The 24,070-nt window shown below is 72.4% G+C and carries 19 protein-coding genes; 9 read left to right on the top strand and 10 right to left on the bottom strand.

Annotated elements, in window-relative coordinates:
- The 3 genes from AC5JJ1_RS18245 to AC5JJ1_RS18235 form a co-directional block, all read left to right on the top strand.
- Positions 1-641, top strand: a 641-nt coding sequence (locus AC5JJ1_RS18245; RefSeq protein ID WP_495786530.1) for a molybdopterin dinucleotide binding domain-containing protein, incomplete at its 5' end; no start/stop codon positions are given.
- Between the two features lie 3 nt (positions 642-644).
- Positions 645-1,241, top strand: a complete 597-nt coding sequence (fdh3B, locus tag AC5JJ1_RS18240; protein WP_495786529.1) for a formate dehydrogenase FDH3 subunit beta — start codon at positions 645-647, stop codon at positions 1,239-1,241.
- Positions 1,238-2,392, top strand: coding sequence for a formate dehydrogenase subunit gamma (locus AC5JJ1_RS18235; protein WP_495786528.1), 1,155 nt, complete (start codon positions 1,238-1,240; stop codon positions 2,390-2,392). Before fdh3B ends, AC5JJ1_RS18235 begins: the two co-directional genes overlap by 4 nt.
- 82 nt (positions 2,393-2,474) lie before the next feature.
- Here AC5JJ1_RS18235 and AC5JJ1_RS18230 read toward each other — a convergent pair whose 3' ends face one another.
- The gene (locus tag AC5JJ1_RS18230) at positions 2,475-4,280 is read right to left on the bottom strand and encodes a sensor histidine kinase (protein WP_495786527.1); all 1,806 of its coding nucleotides are present in this window, start codon (positions 4,278-4,280) and stop codon (positions 2,475-2,477) included.
- An 83-nt stretch (positions 4,281-4,363) separates the two neighbouring features.
- Positions 4,364-5,251, bottom strand: coding sequence for a 3-hydroxyisobutyrate dehydrogenase (gene mmsB / locus AC5JJ1_RS18225; protein ID WP_495786526.1), 888 nt, complete (start codon positions 5,249-5,251; stop codon positions 4,364-4,366).
- Positions 5,252-5,458: 207 nt separating this feature from the next.
- Here mmsB and AC5JJ1_RS18220 point away from each other — a divergent pair, with 207 nt between their 5' ends.
- Positions 5,459-5,791, top strand: coding sequence for a hypothetical protein (locus AC5JJ1_RS18220; protein ID WP_495786525.1), 333 nt, complete (start codon positions 5,459-5,461; stop codon positions 5,789-5,791).
- An 81-nt stretch (positions 5,792-5,872) separates the two neighbouring features.
- Here the strand turns inward: AC5JJ1_RS18220 and AC5JJ1_RS18215 are convergent, their stop codons facing one another.
- The 3 genes from AC5JJ1_RS18215 to gorA all read right to left on the bottom strand — a co-directional run bounded on the left by AC5JJ1_RS18215 (position 5,873) and on the right by gorA (position 9,908).
- On the bottom strand, positions 5,873-7,045 hold the full coding sequence (locus tag AC5JJ1_RS18215) for a beta/alpha barrel domain-containing protein (protein WP_495786524.1): 1,173 nt from the start codon (positions 7,043-7,045) through the stop codon (positions 5,873-5,875).
- A 2-nt stretch (positions 7,046-7,047) separates the two neighbouring features.
- On the bottom strand, positions 7,048-8,421 hold the full coding sequence (locus tag AC5JJ1_RS18210) for a class II 3-deoxy-7-phosphoheptulonate synthase (protein WP_495786523.1): 1,374 nt from the start codon (positions 8,419-8,421) through the stop codon (positions 7,048-7,050).
- Between the two features lie 107 nt (positions 8,422-8,528).
- Positions 8,529-9,908, bottom strand: a complete 1,380-nt coding sequence (gorA, locus tag AC5JJ1_RS18205; protein WP_495786522.1) for a glutathione-disulfide reductase — start codon at positions 9,906-9,908, stop codon at positions 8,529-8,531.
- A gap of 127 nt (positions 9,909-10,035) precedes the next feature.
- Here gorA and AC5JJ1_RS18200 point away from each other — a divergent pair, with 127 nt between their 5' ends.
- Positions 10,036-10,782 carry a tetratricopeptide repeat protein gene (locus AC5JJ1_RS18200; RefSeq protein ID WP_495786521.1) on the top strand — a complete coding sequence of 249 codons (747 nt, stop codon included), beginning with the start codon at positions 10,036-10,038 and terminating at the stop codon, positions 10,780-10,782.
- Here AC5JJ1_RS18200 and AC5JJ1_RS18195 read toward each other — a convergent pair.
- A complete protein-coding gene (locus AC5JJ1_RS18195; RefSeq protein WP_495786520.1) occupies positions 10,762-12,240 on the bottom strand; it encodes an NAD-dependent succinate-semialdehyde dehydrogenase in 1,479 nt (492 codons plus the stop codon). The two genes, AC5JJ1_RS18200 and AC5JJ1_RS18195, sit on opposite strands and share 21 nt — an antisense overlap.
- Before the next feature lie 366 nt (positions 12,241-12,606).
- Here AC5JJ1_RS18195 and AC5JJ1_RS18190 point away from each other — a divergent pair, with 366 nt between their 5' ends.
- Positions 12,607-15,171: an HWE histidine kinase domain-containing protein gene (locus AC5JJ1_RS18190; protein ID WP_495786519.1), complete on the top strand. Its 2,565-nt coding sequence runs from the start codon at positions 12,607-12,609 to the stop codon at positions 15,169-15,171.
- Position 15,172: 1 nt separating this feature from the next.
- On the opposite strand, the gene glmS is transcribed toward AC5JJ1_RS18190, so the two are convergent.
- On the bottom strand, positions 15,173-16,996 hold the full coding sequence (gene glmS / locus AC5JJ1_RS18185; protein WP_495786518.1) for a glutamine--fructose-6-phosphate transaminase (isomerizing): 1,824 nt from the start codon (positions 16,994-16,996) through the stop codon (positions 15,173-15,175).
- Complete coding sequence (gene glmU / locus AC5JJ1_RS18180; protein WP_495786517.1) at positions 16,997-18,373, bottom strand: bifunctional UDP-N-acetylglucosamine diphosphorylase/glucosamine-1-phosphate N-acetyltransferase GlmU; 1,377 nt, start codon at positions 18,371-18,373, stop codon at positions 16,997-16,999. It lies immediately after the preceding gene.
- A gap of 92 nt (positions 18,374-18,465) precedes the next feature.
- Between glmU and gph the strand changes: the two genes are divergently transcribed.
- On the top strand, positions 18,466-19,119 hold the full coding sequence (gene gph, locus AC5JJ1_RS18175) for a phosphoglycolate phosphatase (protein ID WP_495786516.1): 654 nt from the start codon (positions 18,466-18,468) through the stop codon (positions 19,117-19,119).
- Here gph and AC5JJ1_RS18170 read toward each other — a convergent pair.
- Both AC5JJ1_RS18170 and AC5JJ1_RS18165 read right to left on the bottom strand, forming a co-directional pair.
- Entirely contained in the window at positions 19,087-19,887 is an 801-nt protein-coding gene (locus AC5JJ1_RS18170) for a DUF3108 domain-containing protein (protein WP_495786515.1), read from the bottom strand. The genes gph and AC5JJ1_RS18170 overlap by 33 nt on opposite strands.
- A 46-nt stretch (positions 19,888-19,933) precedes the next feature.
- Positions 19,934-21,262, bottom strand: coding sequence for an LLM class flavin-dependent oxidoreductase (locus tag AC5JJ1_RS18165; protein ID WP_495786514.1), 1,329 nt, complete (start codon positions 21,260-21,262; stop codon positions 19,934-19,936).
- Positions 21,263-21,483: 221 nt separating this feature from the next.
- On the opposite strand from AC5JJ1_RS18165, the gene AC5JJ1_RS18160 reads away from it, so the two are divergent.
- Together AC5JJ1_RS18160 and AC5JJ1_RS18155 are read left to right on the top strand one after the other, a co-directional pair.
- Positions 21,484-23,058, top strand: coding sequence for an ABC transporter substrate-binding protein (locus AC5JJ1_RS18160; protein ID WP_495786513.1), 1,575 nt, complete (start codon positions 21,484-21,486; stop codon positions 23,056-23,058).
- A complete protein-coding gene (locus AC5JJ1_RS18155) occupies positions 23,051-24,022 on the top strand; it encodes a tripartite tricarboxylate transporter substrate-binding protein (RefSeq protein ID WP_495786512.1) in 972 nt (323 codons plus the stop codon). Before AC5JJ1_RS18160 ends, AC5JJ1_RS18155 begins: the two co-directional genes overlap by 8 nt.
- Positions 24,023-24,070: the final 48 nt, after the last annotated feature.

Raw genomic sequence — 24,070 nt, 5'->3', positions numbered from 1 at the left:
CCGTGGCCTGGAACCTGCCGGACCCGGTGCCGGTGCACCGCGAGCCGATCTACACCCCGAGGCTCGACCTGATCCCGACGCCGCAGCAGGCGCAGGTGCTGGCGGGCGACCCGAAGGCGATCGCGCCGGATGGGACCTACCCGGCGCTGCGCGACCGGCGCGGCTACCGGGTGCCGCATCTCGGGCTCAGCGTGCAGATGCGCTCGCATGAGGTGGTGAAGGAATTCCCGATCATCCTCACCTCCGGCCGGCTCGTCGAATACGAGGGCGGCGGCGAGGAGACGCGGTCCAACCCCTGGCTCGCCGAGCTGCAGCAGGACATGTTCATCGAGATCAACACGGCGGATGCAGAGGCGCGCGGCATCGGGCCGGGGCAATGGGTCTGGGTGCTGGGGCCGGAGAGCGGGGCGCGCATCCGGGTGAAGGCGCTGGTGACGGACCGCGTCGGCCGCGGCGTCGCCTTCATGCCCTATCACTTCGGCGGCTGGTGGCAGGGCGAGGACCGGCGGCGCTTCTACCCGCCGGGGACTGACCCGATCGTGCTCGGCGAGAGCGCGAACACCGTGACCACCTATGGCTACGACCCGGTGACCTTCATGCAGGAAACCAAGGTGACCCTCTGCCAGATCAAGGCGGCCTGACCCATGGCTCGGCTGAAATTCCTCTGCGACAGCGACCGTTGCATCGAGTGCAACGCCTGCGTCACCGCCTGCAAGAACGAGCACGAGGTGCCCTGGGGCATCAACCGGCGCCGCGTCGTCACCATCGGCGACGGGAAGCCGGGCGAGCGCTCGATCTCCATGGCCTGCATGCACTGCACCGACGCGCCCTGCGCCGCGGTCTGCCCCGTCGCCTGCTTCTACGGCACGGCGGATGGGCTGGTGCTGCACGACAAGGATTTGTGCATCGGCTGCGGCTACTGCTTCTACGCCTGCCCCTTCGGCGCGCCGCAATATCCGCGCGTCGGCAATTTCGGCGGGCGCGGCAAGATGGACAAGTGCACCTACTGCGCCGGCGGGCCGCAGCAGGACAATTCCGACGTCGAGTATATGCAGTACGGCAGCAACCGCATCGCCGAGGGCAAGCTGCCGCTTTGCGCCGAGATGTGCTCGACCAAGGCGCTGCTGGCGGGCGACGGCGAGATCATCGCCTCCATCTACAAGGAGCGGGTGCAGCAGCGGGGCTTCGGCTCCGGCGCCTGGGGGTGGCGGACGGCCTATCGGGAGGAGTTGCCGGCATGATGCGGCTCGTCATGGCGCTGCTGCTGTTGCTCCCGCTCGGTGGGGCGATGGCGCAGCAGGGTTCGGGCGCGCCGGCAGGCGGCGCCCCCTCGGTGCAGTCGGTGGCGCCGGAAGTGGGCGCGGGGCGCGGCGGGACCAACAATGCCGACCAGCCGGCGACCACGGACCCGGCTACGCAGACGGGCGGGGCGCGGCCGGCGCCGATCCCGCCGAAGCCGCGCGTGGCGGTGGAGCCGATCCCGGCGCCGCTGCCCTTCACCTCGCGGGTCGACACCGATGCGGCGGCGCTCGAGGCGCAGCATGCGGAGAATGGCGGCGTCATCAACGGCGCGGTCAGCATCCCGAACCAGGCGGCCGGCATCCTCATCCAGCCGCAGGGGCGGGACTGGCGCGGCTTCCGCACGCGCATCCTCTCCATCGCGGGCGCCGTGATCCTGCTCGGCACGGTCTTCATCCTGGCCGGGCTCTACCTGCTGCGCGGGCCGCAGCGGATCGATGCCGGGCGCTCGGGGCGGACCATCCATCGCTACGGGCTGTTCGAGCGGATGAACCACTGGATGGTCGCGGTCAGCTTCGTGCTGCTCGGGCTTACGGGGCTCAACATCACCTTCGGGCGTGCGCTGCTCAGGCCGGTGATCGGGCCGGAGGCCTTCACCACGCTGACCTGGACGGGGCAGGCGGTGCACCAGTTCCTCTCCTTCCCCTTCGTCGTCGGGCTGATGGCGATGGTGGTGGTCTGGGCGCGGGACAACATGCCGGCCCGGGTCGACATCGCCTGGATCAAGGCGGGCGGGCCGATGGCGAAGGGGCATCCGCCGGCGGGGCGGTTCAACGCGGCGCAGAAGGCGCTCTACTGGTTCGTGCTCGGTGGCGGCGTGCTGGTGGCGGTCTCGGGCTACCTGCTGATGGCGCCGGGGCTGCTCGACAACGTCACCGACCAGCAATGGGCGCATGTGCTGCATGGCGCGATGGCAATGGTGATGATAGCGGCGATCCTCGGCCATATCTATATCGGCTCGGTCGGCGCGGAGGGTGCCTTCGAGGCGATGGCGACCGGGCGCGTCGACTACAACTACGCGCGCGAGCATCACAGCCTCTGGGTCGAGGACCAGGTCGCCGAGGCGCGACGGACCGCCGCCGGCGCGGATTAATGCAAGCTCCGGTCGGGTGGAGGCATCTGATCGGAGTCCGATCTCGAGCGCGTTCCGCTCGATCTGGCTCGCGGAAGCCGGCCTAGACCGAGAGACGGTCGATCGGGAGGAGGAGCTCCACCGCGAGGCCGGTGGGCGACCAGTGGAACAGGGCGGCGCCGCCGAGTTGGGCGGAGCTCTGCGTCACCAGGCGGTGGCCGAAGCCGTCGCGCTCCGGCTGCGGGGCGGGCGGGCCGCCGGATTCTTCCCAGACGAGGCGCAGGGCGGCGCTGCGGCCCGCGCGCGGGATCGTCGACCAGCGGAGCGTCACCGTCCCGTCCGGCCGGGCGAGGGCGCCGTACTTGGCCGCGTTGGTGGCCATCTCGTGCAGGGCGAGCGCGATCGGCGGCGCGGCGGTGGGGCCGAGGCGGATGGGCGGGCCGGCCAGGACCAGCCGCTCGGCCGGCGCCTCGGGCTCGGGGCCGAACGGGTGGAGCAGGGCCTCGGCCAGCGCCTCCAGCCCGGTGCCGCCGGGCTCCATCGCCAGCGCGCCGCCGAGCGCCGGGCGCACCAGGTCGTGCGCGCGGGCCAGGGCGTCGATCCGCCCGGTGAGGGCGCTGCGCATGGCGGCTGGCGTCGGCGCGCTGCGGGCGGTGAAGCTGACCAGGCCCGAGATGACGGCGAAGAGGTTCTTCACCCGGTGATCCAGCTCGCGCAGCAGCAGCTCGCGGGCGCGGTCGGCGCGGCGGCGCTCCGTCACCTCCTCGCAGACGATGCCGATGCCGGTGACCTCGCCCGTCTCGGGGTCGCGCACGGGGTAGAATTGCTCGACCCAATCGCGCTGGACGCCGGGGGCCTTGGCGGTCTCGCCGCTGATCTCGACGCCGGTGATCGGCTCGCCGGTCTCGATCACCCGGCGGAGCAGCGGCTCGGCGGCCTCGCGCACATCCGGCACCAACTCCCAGAAGCGGCGGCCGAGATGGGCCTCGACGGGGAAGCCGTTGATCTCGGCCAGCGCCTCGTTGATGCGGACGAAACGGAGCTCCGGGTCCATCTGGGCGAGGCCGAGCGGGGCGGTGCGGTAGAGGGATTCGAGGTCGTGCTGGCGGCGGCGGGCCTCGCGCTCGCTCGCGGCCTGGGCCTCGGCGGCGCGGCGCTGGTCGGTGAGGTCGAGATGCGTGCCGGCGATGGCCAGCGCCTGGCCCTCCGCGCCGCGCTCGAGGGCGCGGGCGCGGGAGCGGATCCAGACCCAGCGGCCGTCGGCATGGCGCATCCGGAGATCCACCTCGTACAGCGCGGCACGTCCGGAGCGGAGCGCTGCGAAGCGGGTCCGGGCGGCCGGCAGGTCGATCGGGTGGATCAACGCGTCGAGGGCCGGGAGCGCCATGCCGTGCACGGGCGGGGGCAGGCCCAGCATGGCGGCCCAGCGCGGCGTGACCTCAACCAGGCCGGAGGCGGCATCCCACACCCAGGCGCCCAGGTCGGCGCCGGCCAGCGCCACGTCCAGCCGCCGGTTGGCGACGGTGAGGGCCATCTCGGCCCGGTTGCGGCGCATGATGGGGACGAGGCCGATGGACAGCACCGCCCTGCCCTCCACGGCAATGCGGCGGGCGCGGATGAGCACCGGCTCCGGGGCGCCGGCGGGGCGGGCGAGGCGTGCGTCGAAGACCTCGGCCTGTTCGGTCGCCTCGACCAGCGGCAGGCGCTGGCGGAGGGCGGCCTCGTCGCCGAGGGCATGGGCCCAGGCCTCGGCCACGCCCTCGGCGGTGCAGCCGAGGATCAGGGCGGCCTCCGCATTGCCGGCGAGGGCCTCGCCTGTCGCGGGGTCGAGGAAGAGGGCTGCCACGGGGGCTGCGTCGAGCAAGGCCCTGGCCCGGGCGGCGAAGCCGACAGGGGCTGGCGCGGTCATGGCGATCCGGTCAGGGACAAACGCGCGGTCCAGTGATGCGGGAGTAATCCCTGACAATCGCTACGGCCGCCCGGGCGTGGCTTTCACCTTTCCGTCAGGTCGCGCAGCAGGCCGATGATGCCGGAGAAATCGACATCGCCGTGCCCCGCCTCCTGGAAGCGGCGGTAGAGGGCCAGGGCCTCGGCGCCAAGCGGGGTGACGGCGCCGGCGGTGGCCGCGGCTTCCTGGGCGAGGCCCAGATCCTTCGCCATCAGCGCGGTGGCGAATCCGGGCTTATAGCCGCGGTTGGCGGGGCTGGCCGGGACCGGGCCGGGGACGGGGCAGTAGGAGGTCAGCGCCCAGGACTGGCCGGAGGACTTGCTGGCGACGTCGAACAAGGCCTGGTGGGTGAGGCCGAGCTTCTCGGCGAGCACGAAGGCCTCGGCCGTGACGATCATGTTGGCGGCGAGCATCATGTTGTTGCAGGCCTTGGCCGCCTGGCCAGCGCCGGCGCCGCCGCAATGGACGAGGGTGCGGCCCATGGCGGAGAGGATGGGCGTGGCGGCCGCATAGGCGTCGTCGGGGCCGCCGACCATGAACGTGAGGGTCGCCGCCTCGGCGCCCATGGTGCCGCCGGAGACCGGCGCGTCGAGCATCGGCTGGCCGGCGGCGGCGGCGACCTCGCGGGCGGTGGCGACGTCGATGGTGGAGCAGTCGACGAGGATGGCGCCGGGGGCGGCGGCGGCGGCCATGCCCCCTGCCCCGAGCCAGGCCTCGCGGACATGGCGGCCGGCGGGGAGCATGGTGACGACGAAGGCGGCGCCCGTGGCGGCCTCGGCGGCGCTGGCGGAGGCGGTGCCGCCGGCGGCGGTGAAGCCGGCCAAGGCCTCCGCCGAGAGGTCGAAGCCGGCGACCTCGTGGCCGGCCTTCAGCAGGTTGCGGGCCATCGGGCCGCCCATATTCCCGAGACCGACGAAGCCGATGCGTGCCATTCCCCTGGCGCTCCCCTGGTGTTGCGACCGGAGTGTGCCGCGACGGGGCCCGGGCTTCCAGCGGGGGCGGGATGCTGCCGGGCCCCGATGCCATCCGGCGCCCGCTGATGTTCCTCTCCTCCGCCGCCAGGCGCGTCCGGGTTGCCGGGCTGAACCGGGGCGGCTGCGGGGCGCTTCTGCCGGGAGAGAGGCAGGAGGAGACCTCGGATGCGGAAGACGATTCTGGCGGCGCTCGGCGTCGCGGCGATGGGCATGGCCCCGGTGCCGGGCATGGCGCAGGATATTGGCGAGCGGCTGGGGCGGGCCTGGCAGGAACTCCAGGGCGCGCAGCAGGGGCCGGCGCAGACCGATCCGCGCTACGACCCCCGCTACGACCAGCGGCCGGGCGGGCCCGGCTATGGCGGCGAGGACCGGCGCTACAGCGAGAATGACCGGATGCGCCAGCTCGATGAGGCGGACCGGCGGTTGGACGCGCAGCAGCGGCAGATCGACCAGGAGCGCCGGCAGATCGAGACGGAGCGGCGGCGGCTGACGCGTTAAGCCAGAGGCGGTTCGCCCGGCCAGGCGGCGAGCCGGAGCGGCGTCCGTGCAGGGAGGCCGGCGGACGCCGCCCTGGCCGCGTCAGCCCGTGGGCTTGTGGCCGTTGCGCTTCCGCTCGCCGTTGCGGCGGAGGAGGAATTCGCGACCGATCTTGACCCGCGCGACGCCGTCATAGGCGACGATGTCGGCCGTCGCGTAGGTCTCCGACCAGGTGTCGGGGATGAAGCTGCCGGTTCCGACGACGTCAAGCGGCGCCTTGGCTTCCGCCATGACGCGGCACTTGCCGACGCCGAAGCCGGAGGAGGCGACGATGCGCACCTTGGGGAAGCCGGCCTCGTCCAGCGCCTCGCGCATGCGCCAGATGGCAGCGGCCGAAACGCCGGTGCCGACCAGGTGGCGCAGCTCCGTCTCCGAGCGGTAGCGGCGGATGGCGCCGGGGGCGTGGCGCTCCAGCACGGCATAGCTCTCGGCGGGGTCGAGGCCTTCAAGGAAGCGGCCGCCATGGGTGTCGAGGCGGACGGCCATGCGGCCCTCGGCGGCGAGCTCGGGGAAGCGGCGGCAGACGGCCAGCCCGTCCGTCACCTCGCGGCCGAAGTAATCCACCAGGACGGCGAGGTTCTCCTCCGGATAGGTCTCGTGGAACATCTCGGCGGCGCGGAGGGTGCTGCCGGCATAGCCGATCAGCGCATGCGGCATGGTGCCGGAGCCGCGCGGGGCGCCGAACCAGTGGGCGGTGCTGTCCGTCGCGTTGCCGGCGAAGCCGCGGGCGCCTTCCTTGCGGGCGGCGGCGCTGCCGACCCCGGCCGCATAGGCCATCATCTCCTGCATCTCGGCGCCGGCGCAGTGGCGGGCATCCATGGCGAGGAAGGTGACGCCAGGCAATTCGAGGCACATCTGGTAGGCGTTGTGCGCGGCGACGCAGGGCGGGCCCAGCTTCTGCAGGTAGAGCGTCTCGAGGTCGGCGAGCTGGGTGAAGGGCCCGGAAAGGTAGAGGATCGGGTCACCGGCGCCGACCCAGGTGCCCTCCGGGTGCATCACCTCGATGTCGAATTGCGTGCCGCGGTCGCGCGCCACGCCCTCCAGCCAGTCCAGCATCAGGCGCGGGGCGCTGACGACCGGGCGGCGGAGGAAGACCGCATAGGTCACCCGGCAGTCGCCGAAGCGCTGCACGATGGCCCGGGTGCGGTTGAAATAGACATCGGTCCGGCCGGCGATGGCCTCGTCCGAGGCGCTGCGGAGCGGGGCCTGGTCCATCGCTACTGCGCCGCCTGGGCCGGCATGGCGGGGGCGCGGCGCGCCTTCAGCTCGGCGGCGATGAGGAAGGCGAGCTCCAGCGACTGCTCGGCATTCAGCCGCGGGTCGCAGAAGGTCTGGTAGCGGAGGGCGAGGTCGGCCTCCGACAGGCGATGGGCGCCGCCGAGGCATTCCGTCACCTCCTGCCCCGTCATCTCGACATGCACGCCGCCGGGCTGGGTGCCCTCGGCGGCATGGGCGTCGAAGAAGCGGCGGACCTCGGTGAGGATCGCGTCGAAGGGCCGGGTCTTGTAGGCGCCGACGCTCGTCGTGTTGCCGTGCATCGGGTCGCTCAGCCAGACGACGTTGCGGCCGGCACGCCTCACCGCGCGCAGCAGCGGCGGGAGCTTCGATTCCACCTTGTCCGCGCCCATGCGGGAGATGAGGGTGAGCCGCCCCTTCTCGTTCGCCGGGTTCAGGATCTCGGTGAGGCGGACCAGCTCGTCCGGGTCCATGCTGGGGCCGACCTTCATGCCGATCGGGTTCTTCACGCCGCGCAGGAACTCGACATGCGCGCCGTCGGGCTGGCGGGTGCGGTCGCCGATCCAAAGGAAATGCGCCGAGCAGGCATAGCTGTCGCCGGTGGTGGAATCGACGCGGGTCAGCGCCTGCTCATAGGGCAGCAGCAGGCTTTCGTGCGAGGTGTAGAAGTCGGTCTCGCGCACCTGGGGCAGGCCATCCATGCCGCAGGCCTGCATGAAGCCGAGCGTCTCGTCGATGCGCGAGGCGAGGTCCTGGTAGCGGTCGGCGAGCGGGCTGCGGGCGACGAAGCCGAGATTCCAGCGATGGACCTGATGGAGGTCCGCATAGCCGCCGGTGGCGAAGGCGCGGAGCAGGTTCAGCGTGCCGGCGGATTGCAGGTAGGCGAATTCCATTCGCGACGGGTCAGGGATGCGGGCCTCGGGGGTGAATTCCGGCGCGTTGATGATGTCGCCGCGATAGGAGGGCAGCGTGACCCCGCCCTTCGTCTCGGTGTCCGAAGAGCGGGGTTTGGCGAACTGGCCCGCCATGCGCCCGAGCTTCACCACCGGGGTGCCGCCGCCGAAGGTCAGCACCACCGCCATCTGCAGCAGTACGCGGAAGGTGTCGCGGATGATGTTGGCGGTGAATTCGGAGAAGCTCTCGGCGCAGTCGCCGCCCTGGAGGACGAAGCCCTGGCCGTCGCCCGCACGGGCCAGCGCGGCCTGGAGGCGCCGGGCCTCGCCGGCGAAGACGAGCGGGGGGAAGCGGGCGAGCCGCGCCTCGACCTCGGCCAGCTTCGCCTGATCGGGGTAGTCCGGCACCTGCCGGATCGGCATGTCCCGCCAACTGCCGGGATGCCAGCCGCGCGCCACCATACTAAGCGTTCTCCCACGTCGAAGGGGGAAGCTAGCCGAATCGCAAGGGCAGGTGAACCCAGGACCGCCACGGCCCCGGCCTCTGGTCCAGGCGGCCGGCGCCCGCCCTATTCCGCCGCCGCACGGATCCCGGCTTCCCGCGTGCGGGTGCGGAGCGTCACGAACTCCTCGGCCGCGGTCGGGTGGATGCCGATGGTGCGGTCGAAATCCTCCTTGGTCGCGCCCATGGTGACGGCGATGCCGATGCCCTGCATGATCTCCGGCGCATCCTCGCCGAGCATATGGGCGCCGAGGACCTTCCGCGTCCGCTGGCAGACGACGAGCTTCATCAGCGCGCGCCGGCCCGGGCGGCCGCTGATGGCGTGGCGCATCGGGGTGAAGCGGGCGAGGTAGATGTCGACCGGGCCCTGCACCGCGGCATCCGCCTCCGTCATCCCGACCGTGCCGATCGGCGGCGAGGTGAAGACGGCGGTCGGGACGTTCTCGTAGCTGGCGCGGCGGGGGTTGTTGCCGAAGAGGGTGTCGGCCAGCGCATGCCCGACCGCGGTCGCCATGGGCGTCAGGTTGAGGCGGTCGGTGACGTCGCCGATGGCGTAGATGTTGGGGGCGGTGGTGCGGTGCTCGGCATCGACCTCGATGGCGCCGCGGGCGGTGGTGTCGATGCCGGCGGCGGCGAGGTTGAGGCCGCTTGTGTTGGGAACGCGGCCGGTGGCGAAGAGGATGGCATCCGCCTCCAGCCCCTCGCCGCCGAACAGGCTGAGGCGCAGGTGGTCGCCGCGGTGGTCGATGCGCGCGGGGCGGCTGTTCGGGTGCATGCGGATGCCCTGGGCCTCCAGCGCCTCGGGCAGGGCCTCGCGGATGTCCTGGTCGAAGCCGCGCAGCGGCAGGGTGTCGCGGTAGACGACGTCGACCTCGGCGCCGAAGGCGGCGAAGACGCAGGCGAATTCGAGGGCGATGTAGCCGGCGCCGATGACGGTGAGGCGCCGCGGCACCGCCGCCAGGTCGAAGACGTCGTCGGAGAGCAGGCCGAGCTCGGCGCCGGGGATGTCGGGCTTCACCGCATGGCCGCCGACGGCGACGACGATCCGCTCCGCCGTGACCCGCCTGCCGCTGACATCGAGGGTATGGGCGTCGATGAAGGTGGCGCGGGCGTCGAAGCTGGTGACGCCGGCATTGCCGAGGAGCTTGCCGTAGATGCCGTTGAGGCGGCCGATCTCGGCGTCGCGCCGCGCCTTCAGCGCGGCGAGGTCGAAGCCGCGCTTCTCGACCCGCCAGCCGAAGGCGGGGGCGTCCTCGGCCCATTGGCCGTACTCGGCGGCGTTCACCATGATCTTCTTCGGCACGCAGCCGACATTGACGCAGGTGCCGCCCCAGAAGCGCTCCTCCGCCACGCCGACCCGGGCGCCGTGGCCGGCGGCGATGCGGGCGCAGCGGACGCCGGCCGAGCCGCCGCCGATGACGAAGAGGTCGAAGTCGTAACTGCTCATGCGCGCCATCCCGTACCGGCTGCCCGTATTTGGGGACCACGGCCCGGCGCGTCCAGCCTGCGATGCCGGGACGGTTGCGACAAGCCCCCTGATTGCGAATGACTATCAGTTGCGCTAGAGTCTGGCCATGCGCCCTCTCCCGCTCGATACCCTGCGCCAGGCCAGCGCCGAAGCCCTTGCCGCCGCCTTCGCCGGCCCGCCCGGGGAGGCGGCCCGCTGGATCGATGCCGCCGCCCGCTACGGCCTGTTGGAGGCGCAGCTGCTCTACGGGCAGATCCTGCTGGACGGCCGTGGGGTGCGGCAGGACCCCGTGGCGGCGCGGGGCTGGTTCCGCGCGGCCGCCGAGGCAGGGAGCCCTGCGGCGCGCAACATGCTCGGGCGCTGCCATGAGATGGGCTGGGGCGGGGCGATCGACGAGGCGGCAGCGCTGGCCTGCTACCGGGCGGCGGCGGAGGCGGGCCACGATTGGGCGCAGTACAACCTGGCGGGGATGCTCTGGCGCGGGGCGGGCACGGCCGCGGACCGGCGGGCGGCGCTCGACTGGTACCGGCGGGCGGCGGCGCAGGGGCATGCCAAGGCGCTAAACATCCTTGGCCGCTTCCTGGAGGAGGGTTGGGAGGCGCCGGCGGATCCGGCGGCAGCGGCGAAGCTCTATCGCCGGGCAGCGGAGGGCGGGGATTTCCGCGGGCAGTTCAACTTGGCGACGCTACTGGCTTCGGCAGGCGAGACCGAGGAGGCTCTCGCCTGGTTCCGCCGGGCCGCGGTGGGCAGCCCGGCGCGGTTCCGCAACGGCATGGCGGCGAGGCTGGCGGCGCGACCGGAGCCCGAATTCCGGTCCCTGGCCGCCGAGCTCTCAGGTGCCGATGCCGCCTAGGGCGAGGTACTTCACCTCGAGATACTCCTCGATGCCGAGATTGCTGCCCTCGCGGCCGAGGCCGCTCTGCTTCACGCCGCCGAAGGGCGCGACCTCGGTGCTGATCAGCCCCTCGTTGATGCCGATCATGCCGGCCTCCAGCGCCTCCGCCACGCGGAAGATGCGGCCGACGTCACGGGCGTAGAAATAGGCGGCGAGGCCGAAGGGCGTGTCGTTGGCGAGCTTCACCGCCTCCTCCTCCGTCTTGAAGCGGAAGAGGGGGGCGACCGGGCCGAAGGTCTCCTCGGTGAAGATCATCGCCTCGTGCGGGACATTGGCGAGGATGGTCGGCTCAAAGAAATTGCCGCCGCGCGCGTGGCGCTTGCCGCCCGTGACGATGTTGGCGCCGCGCTTGGTCGCATCGGCGATATGCTCCTCGACCTTCTTCACCGCATCCTCGTTGATGAGCGGGCCCTGCGTGACACCCGGCTCCATGCCGTCGCCGACCTTCAGCGCCTCGACGGCCGCCTTCAGCTTCCCGGCGAAGGCGTCGTAGACGCCATCCTGGACGAGGATGCGGTTGGCGCAGACGCAGGTCTGGCCGGTGTTGCGGTACTTGCTGGCCATGGCGCCCTGCACGGCGGCGTCGAGATCGGCATCGTCGAAGACGATGAAGGGCGCGTTGCCGCCGAGTTCCATCGAGGTCTTCTTGATGGTCGGCGCGCATTGCTGGAGCAGGATGCGGCCGACATCGGTGGAGCCGGTGAAGGTCAGCTTGCGGACCAGCGGGTTGCCGGTCAGCTCCTTGCCGGTCTCGCCGGAGGGGCCGGTGATGATGTTGCAGACGCCGGGCGGCATGCCGGCGCGCTCGGCCAGCACCGCGAGCGCGAGCGCCGAGAAGGGCGTCTGCGAGGCGGGGCGGATGACGCCGGTGCAGCCGGCGGCCCAGCCCGGGCCGGTCTTGCGAGTGATCATCGCGGCCGGGAAGTTCCAGGGCGTGATGGCGGCGAAGACGCCGATCGGCTCCTTCGTTACGATGATCCGGCGGCCCTTGGCGTTCTGCGGGATGGTCTCGCCATAGACGCGCTTCGCCTCCTCGGCGAACCACTCGATGAAGCTCGCGGCATAGGCGATCTCGCCCTTGCTCTCCGCCAGCGGCTTGCCCTGCTCGGCGGTCATGATGGCGGCGAGGTCGTCGGTGTTCTCGAGCATGAGGTCGAAGAAGCGGCGGAGGATGGCCGAGCGCTCCTTCGCCAGCATGGCGCGCCAGGCGGGCTGGGCGCGGTGCGCCGCCTCGATGGCGCGGCGGGTCTCGGCGGCGCCCATGGCGGGGACGGCGCCGACCGGCTCGCCGGTCGAGGGGTTGCGGACGGTGATGGTCTTGCCGCTGTCGGCCTGGACCCATTGCCCGTCGATGCAATTGGCCTGGCGGAACAGCTCCGGATCCTTCAGCGGCAGCTTGGCGAGCGCGTCGAGCATGGCATGTCTCCTATCCCTGGGTCGGACCATAGGCGCGGGCCCCTGCCCTGTCACCGCGAGCCGGCGCTGGCGGCGGTCCGCAACGCGTGAAGGCGGTAGGCGTCGGCGACGCCCGGTGGATGACACTGGCGTGAGGCCAACCCCGGGCTGACACGCCCAGCGGCACACGCCAAGATGACGGCGGCGCCCATCGACAGCGCGGCGACTTATGACGATCCTCGGCGCCTCGGTGATGCTCGCGAACCCGGCGCGGCATGTCGCCACCACGACCTCTCTCGCCGGGCCGGTATCGAGCACACCGCAGACCATGTCGCTGACTTCGCCCAGCCGCAGCCACCGCCACGCCACCGGCCGGGAGGCTTGCCGATGAGCCGGGCTGGCGAGGTGCCGCTCGACCTCACCAGCTGCGACCGGGAGCCGATCCACCAGCTCGGTCAGGTGCAGCCCTGGGGCTTCCTGCTCTCGGCGACGACGGACGGCACGGTGCGCCACGCCTCGGCGAATGTGGCTGAGCACCTGAAGCTGGCGCCGGAGGCGGTGATCGGGCGGCGGCTCGACCAGCTGCTCGACCGCCAGTCGCTGCACGACATCCGCGCGCGGCTGCAGGGGCTGCAGGGGCAGAACCAGACCGACCGGCTGTTCGCCCTGCCACTGGTCGCCGGCGGGCCGGCCTATGACGTCGCGGTGCATTTCGCGCCAGGCGAGGTGCCGATCATGGTGATCGAGGCGGAGCCCTCGGCGGCGGAGCCGCGCTTCGACGCGGTCGGCACGGTGAAGGCCATGATGTCGCGGCTGCTGCGCGCCCGCGACCTGGCCGGCATGCATGACCGCGCGGCGCGGCAGGTGCGGGCGGTGCTCGGCTTCGACCGGGTGATGATCTACCGCTTCGACCCGGAGGGCAGCGGCGAGGTGGTGGGCGAGGCCAGGGCGGAGCAGCTGGCCTCCTTCCGCGGCCTGCGCTTCCCCGCCTCCGACATCCCGAAGCAGGCGCGGGCGCTCTACTGCCGCAACTGGCTGCGGCTGATCGCCGATGCCGCCGCCCGGCCGGTGGCGGTGCTGCCGGCGCCGACGCCGGGCGAGGCGGTGCTCGACCTGTCCTCCTCCGTGCTGCGCAGCGTCTCGCCGGTGCATATCGAGTATCTGCGCAACATGGGTGTCGCCGCCTCGCTCTCGATCTCCATCATGCGCGGCGAGGAGCTGTGGGGCCTGATCGCCTGCCACCATGCGGAGCCGCTGCTGCCGAGCTTCCAGCGGCGCAGCGCGGCGGAGCTGTTCGGCCAGCTCTACTCGCTGCAGATCGAGAGCCTGGAGCGGGCCGAGGCGGCCCGGCACGACACCGAGGCGCGGGCGGCGCATGAGCGGGTGCTCTCCGCCGTCTCGGCCGACGAAACCCTGGGCCGCAGCCTCAAGCGCATCGCCGAGGAGATGCAGCTGCTGATCCCCGGCGACGGCGTCGCCATCCATACCGCAGCACATACCGAGCTGATCGGCAGCACGCCCGACGAGGCCGTGGTGAAGGGCATCATCGGCGCGCTCAACCGGTTCGACACCTCGCGCATCCTCGCCACGCGGGAGATCGCCAGCCATTACCCGCCGGCGGCGGCGCAGGCGGATGCGGCAGCGGGGATGCTCGTCATCCCGATCTCGCGCGGCGCGCGGGACTACGTCATCCTGTTCCGCCGCGAGATGGTCCACAGCATCGCCTGGGCGGGCAACCCGGCAAAGGCCGCCGAGCCGGGGACGGACCGGCTGCATCCGCGCCGCAGCTTCGAGGCCTGGCGGCAGGAGGTGCGCGGCCGCTCGGCGCCCTGGCTCGATGCCGAGCGGCGGGTGGCGGAGGCGCTGCGCGTCACGCTGCTCGAGGTGGTGGTGCGGCTGGCCTCCGGCACCGCCGACCAGCGGCGCAGCACCAATGACCGGCAGGAGCTGCTGATCGCCGAGCTGAACCACCGCGTGCGCAACATCCTCGCGCTGATCCGCGCCCTGGTGCAGCGCAGCCGGGAGTCGGCCGAGACGCTGGAGAGCTTCGTCACCGTGCTGAACGGCCGCATCCAGTCCCTCGCCCGGGCGCATGACCAGCTGACCGACGACCGCTGGGGGCCGGTGGCGCTTCGGGGGATGATCGACAGCGAGTTCCACGCCTATCTCGGCGACAAGCAGCAGGAGCGGACGAGCCTCGCCGGCCCGCCGGTGCTGGTGGAGCCGCAGGCGCTGACGGTGCTGGCGCTGGTCGTCCATGAGCTGGCGACCAATGCGGCGAAGTACGGCGCGCTGTCGGACCGGCACGGCACCGTCGACGTGCGCTGGGAGCTGAAGCCGGACAGCACCCTGCTGCTGCGCTGGCGCGAGCGCGGCGGGCCGCCGGTCAGCCCGCCGAACCGGCGCGGCTTCGGCACCACGGTGATCGAGCGGTCGATCCCCTTCGAGCTGCAGGGGCTGGCCGAGGTACGCTACCTGCGCGAGGGCCTGGAGGCGGAGTTCACCATCCCCGCGCGCTTCGTGCAGATCGGCGTCGAGACTGCGCAGCCCGCGGCGGCGCTGCCGCGGCGCACGCAGCCCTTGCGCGTCTCCGGCACCGCCATGGTGCTGGAGGACAGCACGCTGCTGGCGATGGATGCGGAGGAAATCCTGCTGGATCTCGGCTTCGACACGGTGGAGGTGGTGGGCACGGTGCCGGCCGCGCTGGCGGTGATGAAGCGGCTGGGCCAGCAGCTCGCCTTCGCGCTGCTCGACGTCAATCTCGGCGAGGGGACCAGCCTGCCGGCGGCGCAGACGCTGCAGGCGACGGGCATCCCCTTCGCCTTCGCCACCGGCTATGGCGCGGGGCTCGACCTGCCGCCCGAACTGGCCGAGGCCGCAGCCGTCGTGCCGAAGCCCTATCGGCGGCAGGACATCGCCGAGCTGGTGGGGCGGACGCTCGGCTGCGGCTGAGCTACTCGACCGTCACGCTCTTCGCCAGGTTGCGCGGCTGGTCCACATCGGTGCCCTTCAGCACGGCGACGTGGTAGGCGAGCAGCTGGACGGGGATGGCGTAGAGGATCGGCGTGGCGAACTCGCCGATCTGCGGCAGGACGATGACGCGCTCGGCGAAGCGACTGAGCGCCTTCTCCCCTTCGGCATCGGTGAAGGCCATGACGCGGCCGCCGCGGGCCGCGGCTTCCTGCAGGTTGCTCGCCGTCTTTTCGAAGAGGGGCCCGCTCGGGCAGAGGGCAATCACCGGAACGTCGCTGTCGATCAGCGCGATCGGGCCATGCTTCATCTCGCCGGCGGCATAGCCCTCGGCATGGATGTAGCTGATCTCCTTCAGCTTGAGCGCGCCTTCGAGGGCGATGGGGTACATGGCGCCGCGGCCGAGGAAGAGCACGTCGCGGGCCTTGGCGACCTCGGCGGCCAGTTCCCGGATTTGCGCATCCTGCTCGAGGATGGCGGCGGCCTGGCTCGGCACCTCCAGCAGGGTCTGGGCGAGGCGGCCCTCGTCGAGGGTCGAGAGCTCGCGCCGGGCACGGCCGAAGCCGATGGCAAGTGCTGCGAGCACCGCGAGCTGGGCGGTGAAGGCCTTGGTGGAGGCGACGCCGATCTCGGGGCCGGCGACGGTCAGCAGCGCGCCGTCGCTCTCGCGGGCCATGGAGGATTCGGGGACGTTGACGACGGAGAGGACGCGCTGGCCGCCCTCCCGCAGCAGGCGGAGCGCGGCCATGTTGTCGGCCGTCTCGCCGGACTGGCTGATGAGGATGGCGGCGCCGCCTTCGGCCAGCGGCGGGTTGCGGTAGCGGAGCTCGCTGGCGACATCGGCATCGACAGGCAGGCGGGCGAGCTGCTCGATCCAGTAGCGGCCGACCATGCCGGCGAGGAAGGCGCTGCCGCAGGCGCTGATGGTGAGGCGGCTGATCTTCGCCGGCTCGAAGGGCAGGCGCGGCAGGCGGACCTCGAGCGTCTTCGGGTCGAGATACTGGCGGAGCGTGTCGCCGAGCACGGCGGGGTGCTCGTGCAGCTCCTTCTCCATGAAGTGGCGGTAGTTGCCCTTGCCGACGGCGGCGCCGGAGACGGCGGTGACGGTGACGCGGCGCTCGACCGGCCGGTGCGCGGCATCGAAGAAGCGCGCGCCGTCGCAATCGACGGCGACCCAGTCGCCCTCCTCCAGATAGGCGATGCGGCGGGTGAGCGGGGCGAGGGCCAGCGCGTCGGAGCCGACGAACATCTCGCCCTCGCCGAAGCCGACGGCGAGAGGCGCGCCCTGCCGTGCGGCGAGCAGCAGGCGCGGATGGCCGGCGAAGATGGCGGCGAGGGCGAAGGCGCCGTGGACGCGCTTCAGCGCGGCGGCGAAGGCGGCCTCCGGCTCATGGCCCTGGTGGAGGAAGTCGTCGACCAGGCGGACGAAGGTCTCGGTGTCGGTCTCGGTCTCGAAGACGGCGCCCTTGGCCTCCAGCTCGGCGCGCAGCTCGGCATGGTTCTCGATAATGCCGTTATGGACGACGCTGACCCGGTGCGTGCTGTGGGGGTGGGCGTTGCGCTCGGTCGGCGCGCCATGCGTCGCCCAGCGGGTATGGCCGATGCCGGTGGTGCCGGGGAGCGGGTCGCGGTCGAGGGCGCCGGCGAGGTTGCCGAGCTTGCCTTCGGCTCGGCGGCGCTCGATATGGCCGTTGACCAGCGTGGCGATGCCGGCGCTGTCATAGCCGCGGTATTCGAGGCGGCGCAGCGCTTCGAGGAGAAGCGGTGCGGCCGAGGCCTTGCCGATGACGCCGACGATTCCGCACATCTAGGATGCTCCCTTCGGGAGCGCGGGCCGATTCAGATCGCCAGGCCCTCCGGCCTTCCGATCATCGGACCGCTCGCCCCCCTTCTTCCCCTTGAAGCCACGTCCCGGCTTCACCGCCTGACGGCTGCGGGCGATGCCCATGGCGTCGTCCGGCACGTCCTCCGTGATGACGCTGCCGGCGGCGGTGAGCGCGCGGTCGCCGATGCGGACCGGCGCCACCAGCGCCGTGTCGCTGCCGATGAAGGCGCCGGCGCCGATCTCGGTGCGGTGCTTGGCGATGCCGTCGTAATTGCAGGTGATGGTGCCGGCGCCGATATTGGTGCCGGCGCCGACCGTCGCATCGCCGAGATAGGTCAGGTGGTTGGCCTTGGCGCCGGGGCCGAGCAGCGTCGCCTTCAGCTCGACGAAATTGCCGACATGGGCGCCCTCCCCCACCTCGGTCCCCGGGCGCAGGCGGGCATAGGGGCCGATGACGGCGCCGCGCCTGACCAAGCAGGATTCGAGGTGGCTGAAGGGGTGGATCTGCACCTCGTCCTCCACCACGACGCCGGGGCCGAGGACGACATGGGGGCCGATCGTCACGTCCTGGCCGAGGCGCGTGTCCCAGGAGAGGAAGGTGGTCTCGGGCGCGATGAGCGTCGCGCCGCCCTCCATGGCGGCGGCGCGGAGGCGGGATTGCAGCAGCGCCTCGAGCCCCGCGAGTTCGGCGCGGCTGTTGGCGCCGGCGAGGTCGGCCTCGGCAGCCTCCTCGGCCAGCACCCGGTGGCTCTCGGCGACGGCGAGGGCCACGACATCGGGCAGGTAGTACTCGCCCTTGGCGTTCTCGGCGCGGATGGCGGCGAGCCAGCGGAAGAGGTCGGCGGCGGGGGCGCAGACGACGCCGGCGTTGCAGAGGCGGATGGCGCGCTCCGCCTCCGTCGCATCGGCCCATTCGACGACGCGGAGCACGTCGCCCACCTCATCCGTCACCACCCGGCCGTAGCGGGCGGGGTCGGCGGGGCGCATGGCCAGCAGCGCGAGGCCGGCCTTCGCGCGGCGGGCGAGGAGGCGGCGCAGCGTCGCGGCTGGGATCAGGGGATTGTCGGCGTAAAGGACGGCGACGTCGCCGGGGTAGTCGCGCAGCAGGGGGGCGGCCTGGGCGGCGGCGTGGCCGGTGCCGAGGCGCTCCGCCTGCACCACCGTCGCATGGGGGCGGGCGGCGGCCTCGAGCGCCGGCATGCCGGGGCCCACCACCACCACGATGCGGTCGAAGACCGGCTCGCAAGCGGCGATCAGATGGTTCAGCATCGGCCGGCCGGCGATGGGGTGCAGCGCCTTGGGCAGCGCGCTCCGCATGCGGGTGCCGAGGCCGGCGGCGAGGATGATGGCAGCGGGCATGACATTGGGGTAGTCGCTGAGGGGTGGCCGGGGCAAGTCCCGTACGCGTCAAGATGGATTGCCGGATATGACCGGGCGGGCCAGGGTGGCCCATGACCCCGCCCGTCGCCCTCTTCGACCTCGATGGCACCCTCGTCGACAGCGTGCCCGACATCCATGCCGCGCTCGACCGGCTGATGGGGCGGCTCGGCCGCCCGGCCTTCGCCCGCACCGAAGTGACGGCGATGATCGGCGACGGGGTGCGGGTGCTGGTGGAGCGGGCGCTGGCGGCGCGCGGCCTGCCCTTCGACCAGGCGGCGCTGGAAGGTTTCAGCGCTGACTACACGGCGCGGGCGGCGGAGGAGACGGCACTCTTCCCGGGCATCGCCGAGGCGCTGGACGGGCTGCAGGCGGCGGGGTGGCGGATGGCCATCTGCACCAACAAGCCGGCGAAGGCGACGGCGGCGCTGCTCGCGGCGCTCGGCATCGGCGGGCGCTTCGCGGCGGTGGGCGGGGGCGACAGCTTCCCCGTGCGCAAGCCGGATCCCGGGCACCTGCTGGCGACGCTGGCCGCGGCGGGGGGCGAAACGGCGCGCGCGGTGATGGTGGGCGACCACCGGAACGACGTGCTGGCGGCCAGGGGGGCCGGGGTGCCCTGCCTCTTCGCCGGCTGGGGCTATGGGGTGCCGGCGATGGCGGAGGGGGCGGCAGTGATCGGGCGGCCGGAGGGGCTGCTACCGGCGCTGCTGGGCCATCGCCTGGCCTGAGCCGGCGGGCTCCACGCTCACCAGCACGGCGCGGATGGTGCCAAACCAGCGGCTCGGCAGCTCGACGCGGACCGGCAGGGGGCCGCGGCCCGGCAGGGGCTGGCCGAGCCAGACATCGGCGGTCTGCGGGCGGTGGGCCTGCTCCGCATCCTGGTCACCGAGGCGACCGGCGAGCAGGCGGCTCTCGAGGACGCATTTGAGCGCCGGGCCGCCGAAGCCGCCCTCGGCGGGCAGCACGCCCTGGCCGGCGGTGCGCACCGCGTAGTCGACGCGGCGGCGGCCGTCATAGACCTGGGCGCCGGTGTCGCAGCGTCCGGTCCGGGCCACCACGCGGGTCAGCTTGGCGAGCGCCGAGAGGGCGTCGACGGTATTGGCCCGGAGGGAGGCGGGGACGGGCTCGCGCTCGGTATTCGGCGGCTCGAGCGCCTGGATGACGGGGATGCCGGCGGGGGTGTAGTCGATCGCCACCATGCGCCGGTCGCCGCGCCAGGTGCCGCTGGCCCGGTAGCGGTCGGGCGCCGGCTCCGTGCCGCGCCAGGCGCCCTCCGTCGAGGTCACCTGATCGCCGCGGGCGAAGAAGCCGGCCATGCCGTTCATCTGGATGCGGGTGCGGATGAGGTAGCGCGGGCCGTCGAGGTCGATCAGCGCCTCGACCTTCATCACGGTCATGCCGGCGGCATGGACCTCGTAATGGGCGAGAAGCGGCTCCGCCCGCGCGGCGGCGGGGAGCAGGGCGAGGCCGAGGGCGAGGGTCAGCGAGCGTCCCATACCCGAGCATATGGGCCGTTCCTGCTGCGCCGCAACGGATCGGCGATCAGCTCTCCGGGAAGAGGCGGTTCGGCGGGCGGGGCAGGCCGAGATGGTCGCGCAGCGTCGTCCCCTCATACTCCCGGCGGAAGAGGCCGCGGCGCTGCAGCTCCGCCACCACGCGGTCGACGAAGTCGTCGAGCCCGCCGGGGAGCCAGGGAAACATGATGTTGAAGCCGTCGGCGCCCCTCCCCTCCAGCCAGGCCTCCATCTCGTCGGCGATGGTCCCTGGCGTGCCGACCATGGCAAGGCCGGCATAGCCGCCGAGGCGCTGGGCGAGCTGGCGGACGGTCAGCCCCTCGCGCTCCGCAAGTGCGATGGCGCGCTCGCGGCCGGTCTTGCTGGCGTTGGTCTCGGGGATCGGGGGCAGCGGTCCGTCCGGGTCGAAGCGGGACGCGTCGGTGCCGAGGGCGATGGAGAGCGAGGCGATGGCGCTGTCGTAGTGGACCAAGCTGTCGAGATGGGCGCGCTTCGCCCGCGCCTCCTCCACCGTGTCGCCGACCACGACGAAGCAGCCGGGGAGGAGCTTCAGGTGCTCCGGGTCGCGGCCGAGGGCGGGCATGCGGCCCTTGATGTCGGCATAGAGGCGCTGGCCCTCGGCAAGCGTGCCGACCCCGGCGAAGACGGCCTCGGCGGTCTCGGCGGCGATCTGGCGGCCGGCCTCGGAGGCGCCGGCCTGGACGATGACCGGCCAGCCCTGGACGGGGCGCGCCACGTTCAGCGGGCCGCGCACCTTGAACTCCGGGCCGGCATGGTTGAGCGGCCTGACGCGCTCCGGGTCGAAGAAGATGCCGCTCTCCGCGTCGCGGATCAGCGCGTCGTCGGCCCAGCCGTCCCAGAGGCCGGTGACGACCTCGAAGAACTCGCGGGCGCGCTGGTAGCGCTCGCCATGGGCCATGTGCTCGTCCTGGCCGAAATTGAGCGCCGCATCGGGATTGGAGGTGGTGACGAGATTCCACCCGGCCCGGCCGCCGCTGATATGGTCGAGCGAGGCGAATTTGCGGGCGATGTGGTAGGGCTCGTTATAGGTGGTGGAGGCGGTGGCGATGAGGCCGATGCGCTCCGTCACCGCGGCGAGCGCGGGCAGCAGGGTCAGCGGGTCGAAGCTGCTGACGGTGTGGCTCCGCTTCAGCGCCTCGATCGGCATGTTGAGCAGCGCCAGGTGGTCCGCCATGAAGAAGGCGTCGAACCTGCCGCGCTCCAGCGTCTGGATGAAGCGCTTGTAGTGGGCGAAGTTGAAATTGGCGTCCGGGAAGGCGCCGGGATAGCGCCAGGCGCCGGTATGGATGCTGACCGGGCGCATGAAGGCGCCGAGCTTTAACTGCCGCTGGCTCATCGCGGTGGCCTTTCGCTGTTGCGGAACAGGTGCGAATGCGGCGGGGGCGGCGCAAGGGCCGGATCCTGGCTTGCCGCAGTTTTAACCTGCCGAAAACGTGGAACGTCTATGAACAACGACTGAGCAGAGTTTTTCTTTGACAGGGCGGGACGGATCGGCTCTGCTTCCCATCCGGGCGGGTTGCGGCATGCTGCGCCTCTCACCGGAGCGGAGCCCGACCGATGCCCATCGCCCGTCGCACGCTGCTTGCCGCCAGCCTTGCCGCACCCAGCCTTGCCGCCGCGCAGGCGCCGCGGGTGCTGAGGTTCGTCCCGCAATCCGATCTCGGCGTGCTCGACCCGGTCTGGTCCTCGGCCTATGTCGTGCGCAACCACGGGCTGATGGTCTTCGACATGCTCTACGGGATGGATGCGCAGTTCCGCATCCAGCCGCAGATGGCCGAGGGCCACGAGGTCTCGGAGGACGGCCTCGCCTGGACCATCCGGCTGCGCGAGGGCCTGCGCTTCCATGACGGCGCGCCGGTGCTGGCGCGGGACTGCGTCGCCAGCATCCGCCGCTTCAATGCGCGGGACGGGCTCGGCCAGTCGCTTGCCGCCGCGACCGAGGCGCTGGAGGCGGTGGACGACCGGACGCTGCGCTTCCGCCTCAAGCGGCGCTTCCCGCTGCTGACCTATGCGCTCGGCAAGCCCGGCTCGCCGGTCTGCGTCATCATGCCGGAGCGGCTGGCGGAGACCGACCCCTTCCGCCAGGTGACGGAGATGGTGGGCAGCGGGCCCTACCGCTTCCTGCCCGGTGAGCGGGTGGCCGGCGCCCGCGTCGCCTATGCGCGCTTCGAGGGCTATGTGCCGCGGCCGGGGCCGGCGGCGAGCTTCACCGCGGGCGGCAAGCAGGCGCATTTCGACCGGGTGGAATGGCAGGTGCTGCCCGACCCGGCGACGGCGGCGGCCGCGCTCCGCGCCGGCGAGGTCGATTGGTGGGAATCGCCCACCTTCGACCTGCTGCCGATGCTGGCCCGCGACCGCAGGCTGGCGCTGACCCAGGGGGAGCCGCCGGGCTTCATCTCGACGCTGCGCTTCAACCAGCTGCATCCGCCCTTCGACAACCTGGCCATCCGCCGCGCGGTGCTGCCGGCGGTCTCGCAGGCGGACTACATGACGGCCGTCGCCGGCGCGGTGCCGGACGGGTGGCGGGACGGCGTCGGCTTCTTCGCGCCCGGCACGCCGATGGCGAGCGATGCGGGGATGGCGGCGCTGACCGGGCCGCGCAGCCTCGACAAGGCAAGGCAGGCGCTGAAGGACGCTGGCTACAAGGGCGAGACGGTGGTGCTGCTGGCACCGGCCGACTTCCCGCTGCTGAAGGGGCTCGGCGATATCGGCGCCGACCTCTTGCAGAAGATCGGCTTCAAGGTCGACTACCAGCTGACCGACTGGGGCACGATGCTGCAGCGGCTGGTGCGGCAGGAGCCGCCGGCGCAGGGCGGGTGGAACGCCTTCCACACCAACTGGGCCGATCTCGACCAGCTCGACCCCGCGGTGCACCAGTACCTGCGCGGCAACGGCCGCATGGCGCGGCCGGGCTGGCCGGAGAGCCCAAGGCTCGAGGCGCTGCGCGAGGCCTGGCTCGCCGAGGAGAACCCGGACGGGCAGCGGCGCATCGCCGCCGAGATCCAGCTCCAGGCCTTCGAGGACCTGCCCTATGTCCCGCTCGGCCAGCTGCGGCCGAGCTCGGCGCACAAGCGGGAATTGACCGGCTTCACCGGCGGCTTCGCCATCTTTTGGGGAGTGCGACGTGCCTGACCTCTCGCGCCGCGCGGCGCTGCTTGCCGCCCTCGCCGCCCCCGCGGCGGCCCGTGCCCAGCCGGGGGCCTTTCCGGACCGTCCGGTGCGGCTCGTCGTGCCCTTCACCCCGGCCGGCCAGACGGACATCATCGCGCGCCTGGTCGCGCAGCGGCTGACGGAGGACTGGGGCCGGCCGGTGCTGGTGGAGAACCGTGCCGGCGGCAATGCGATGATCGGCGCCGATGCGGTGGCGAAGGCGGCGGGCGACGGGCACACGCTGCTCGCCATCACCCTCACCCATGCGGTGAATGCCTCGCTCTTCCCGCAGGCGCCCTACGAATTCATGCGCGACCTGAAGACGCTGACCCTGCTCGGCGCGCTGCCGCTGGTCGTCTGCGTGCGGGCGGAGAGCCCGTGGGGGTCGCTCGGCGCGCTGGTGGCGGCGGCGGGCGAGCGGCGGCTGAACGGCGGCTCCTCCGGCACCGGCTCGCCGCCGCATCTGGCGCTCGAGATGTTCCGCCGCGCCGCGGGCGCGGAGGGGCGGCTCCAGCATGTGCCCTATCGCGGCGGGGCGCCCTCCGTCACCGACCTCATCGCCGGCAACCTCGACCTGGTCATCGGCAACCTGCCGGAGGTGGTCACCCATGTGCAGTCGGGCCGGCTGCGGGCGCTGGCGGTGACGGATGCGGTGCGGCACCCGCTGCTGCCCGAGGTGCCGACCACGGCGGAGGCCGGCCTGCCCGCGCTCCGCATCACCAGCTGGACGGCGATCCAGGCGCCTTCCGGCATCGCCGAGCCGCTGGCGGAGGCGATCGCGGCGGCGATCCGCCATGCGCTGGCCGACCCGGTGGTGATGCGCAAGGCGGGCGAGCTCGGCTTCACCCTGATCGGGGCCGACATGGCGGAGTCGCGGCGCTTCGTCGATGCCGAGGTGGGGCGCTATGCGGCGGTGATCGCGGAGGCGGGAATCCGCGCCGATTAGGGCCTCGCAAAGGGCTTGCCAGCGGCCGGCGATGCCCCTATCAACCGC

This window comes from Belnapia sp. (assembly GCF_059504005.1).
The sequence above is the reverse complement of the archived record's forward strand: the minus strand, read 5'-3'. Positions and strand labels throughout refer to the sequence as shown.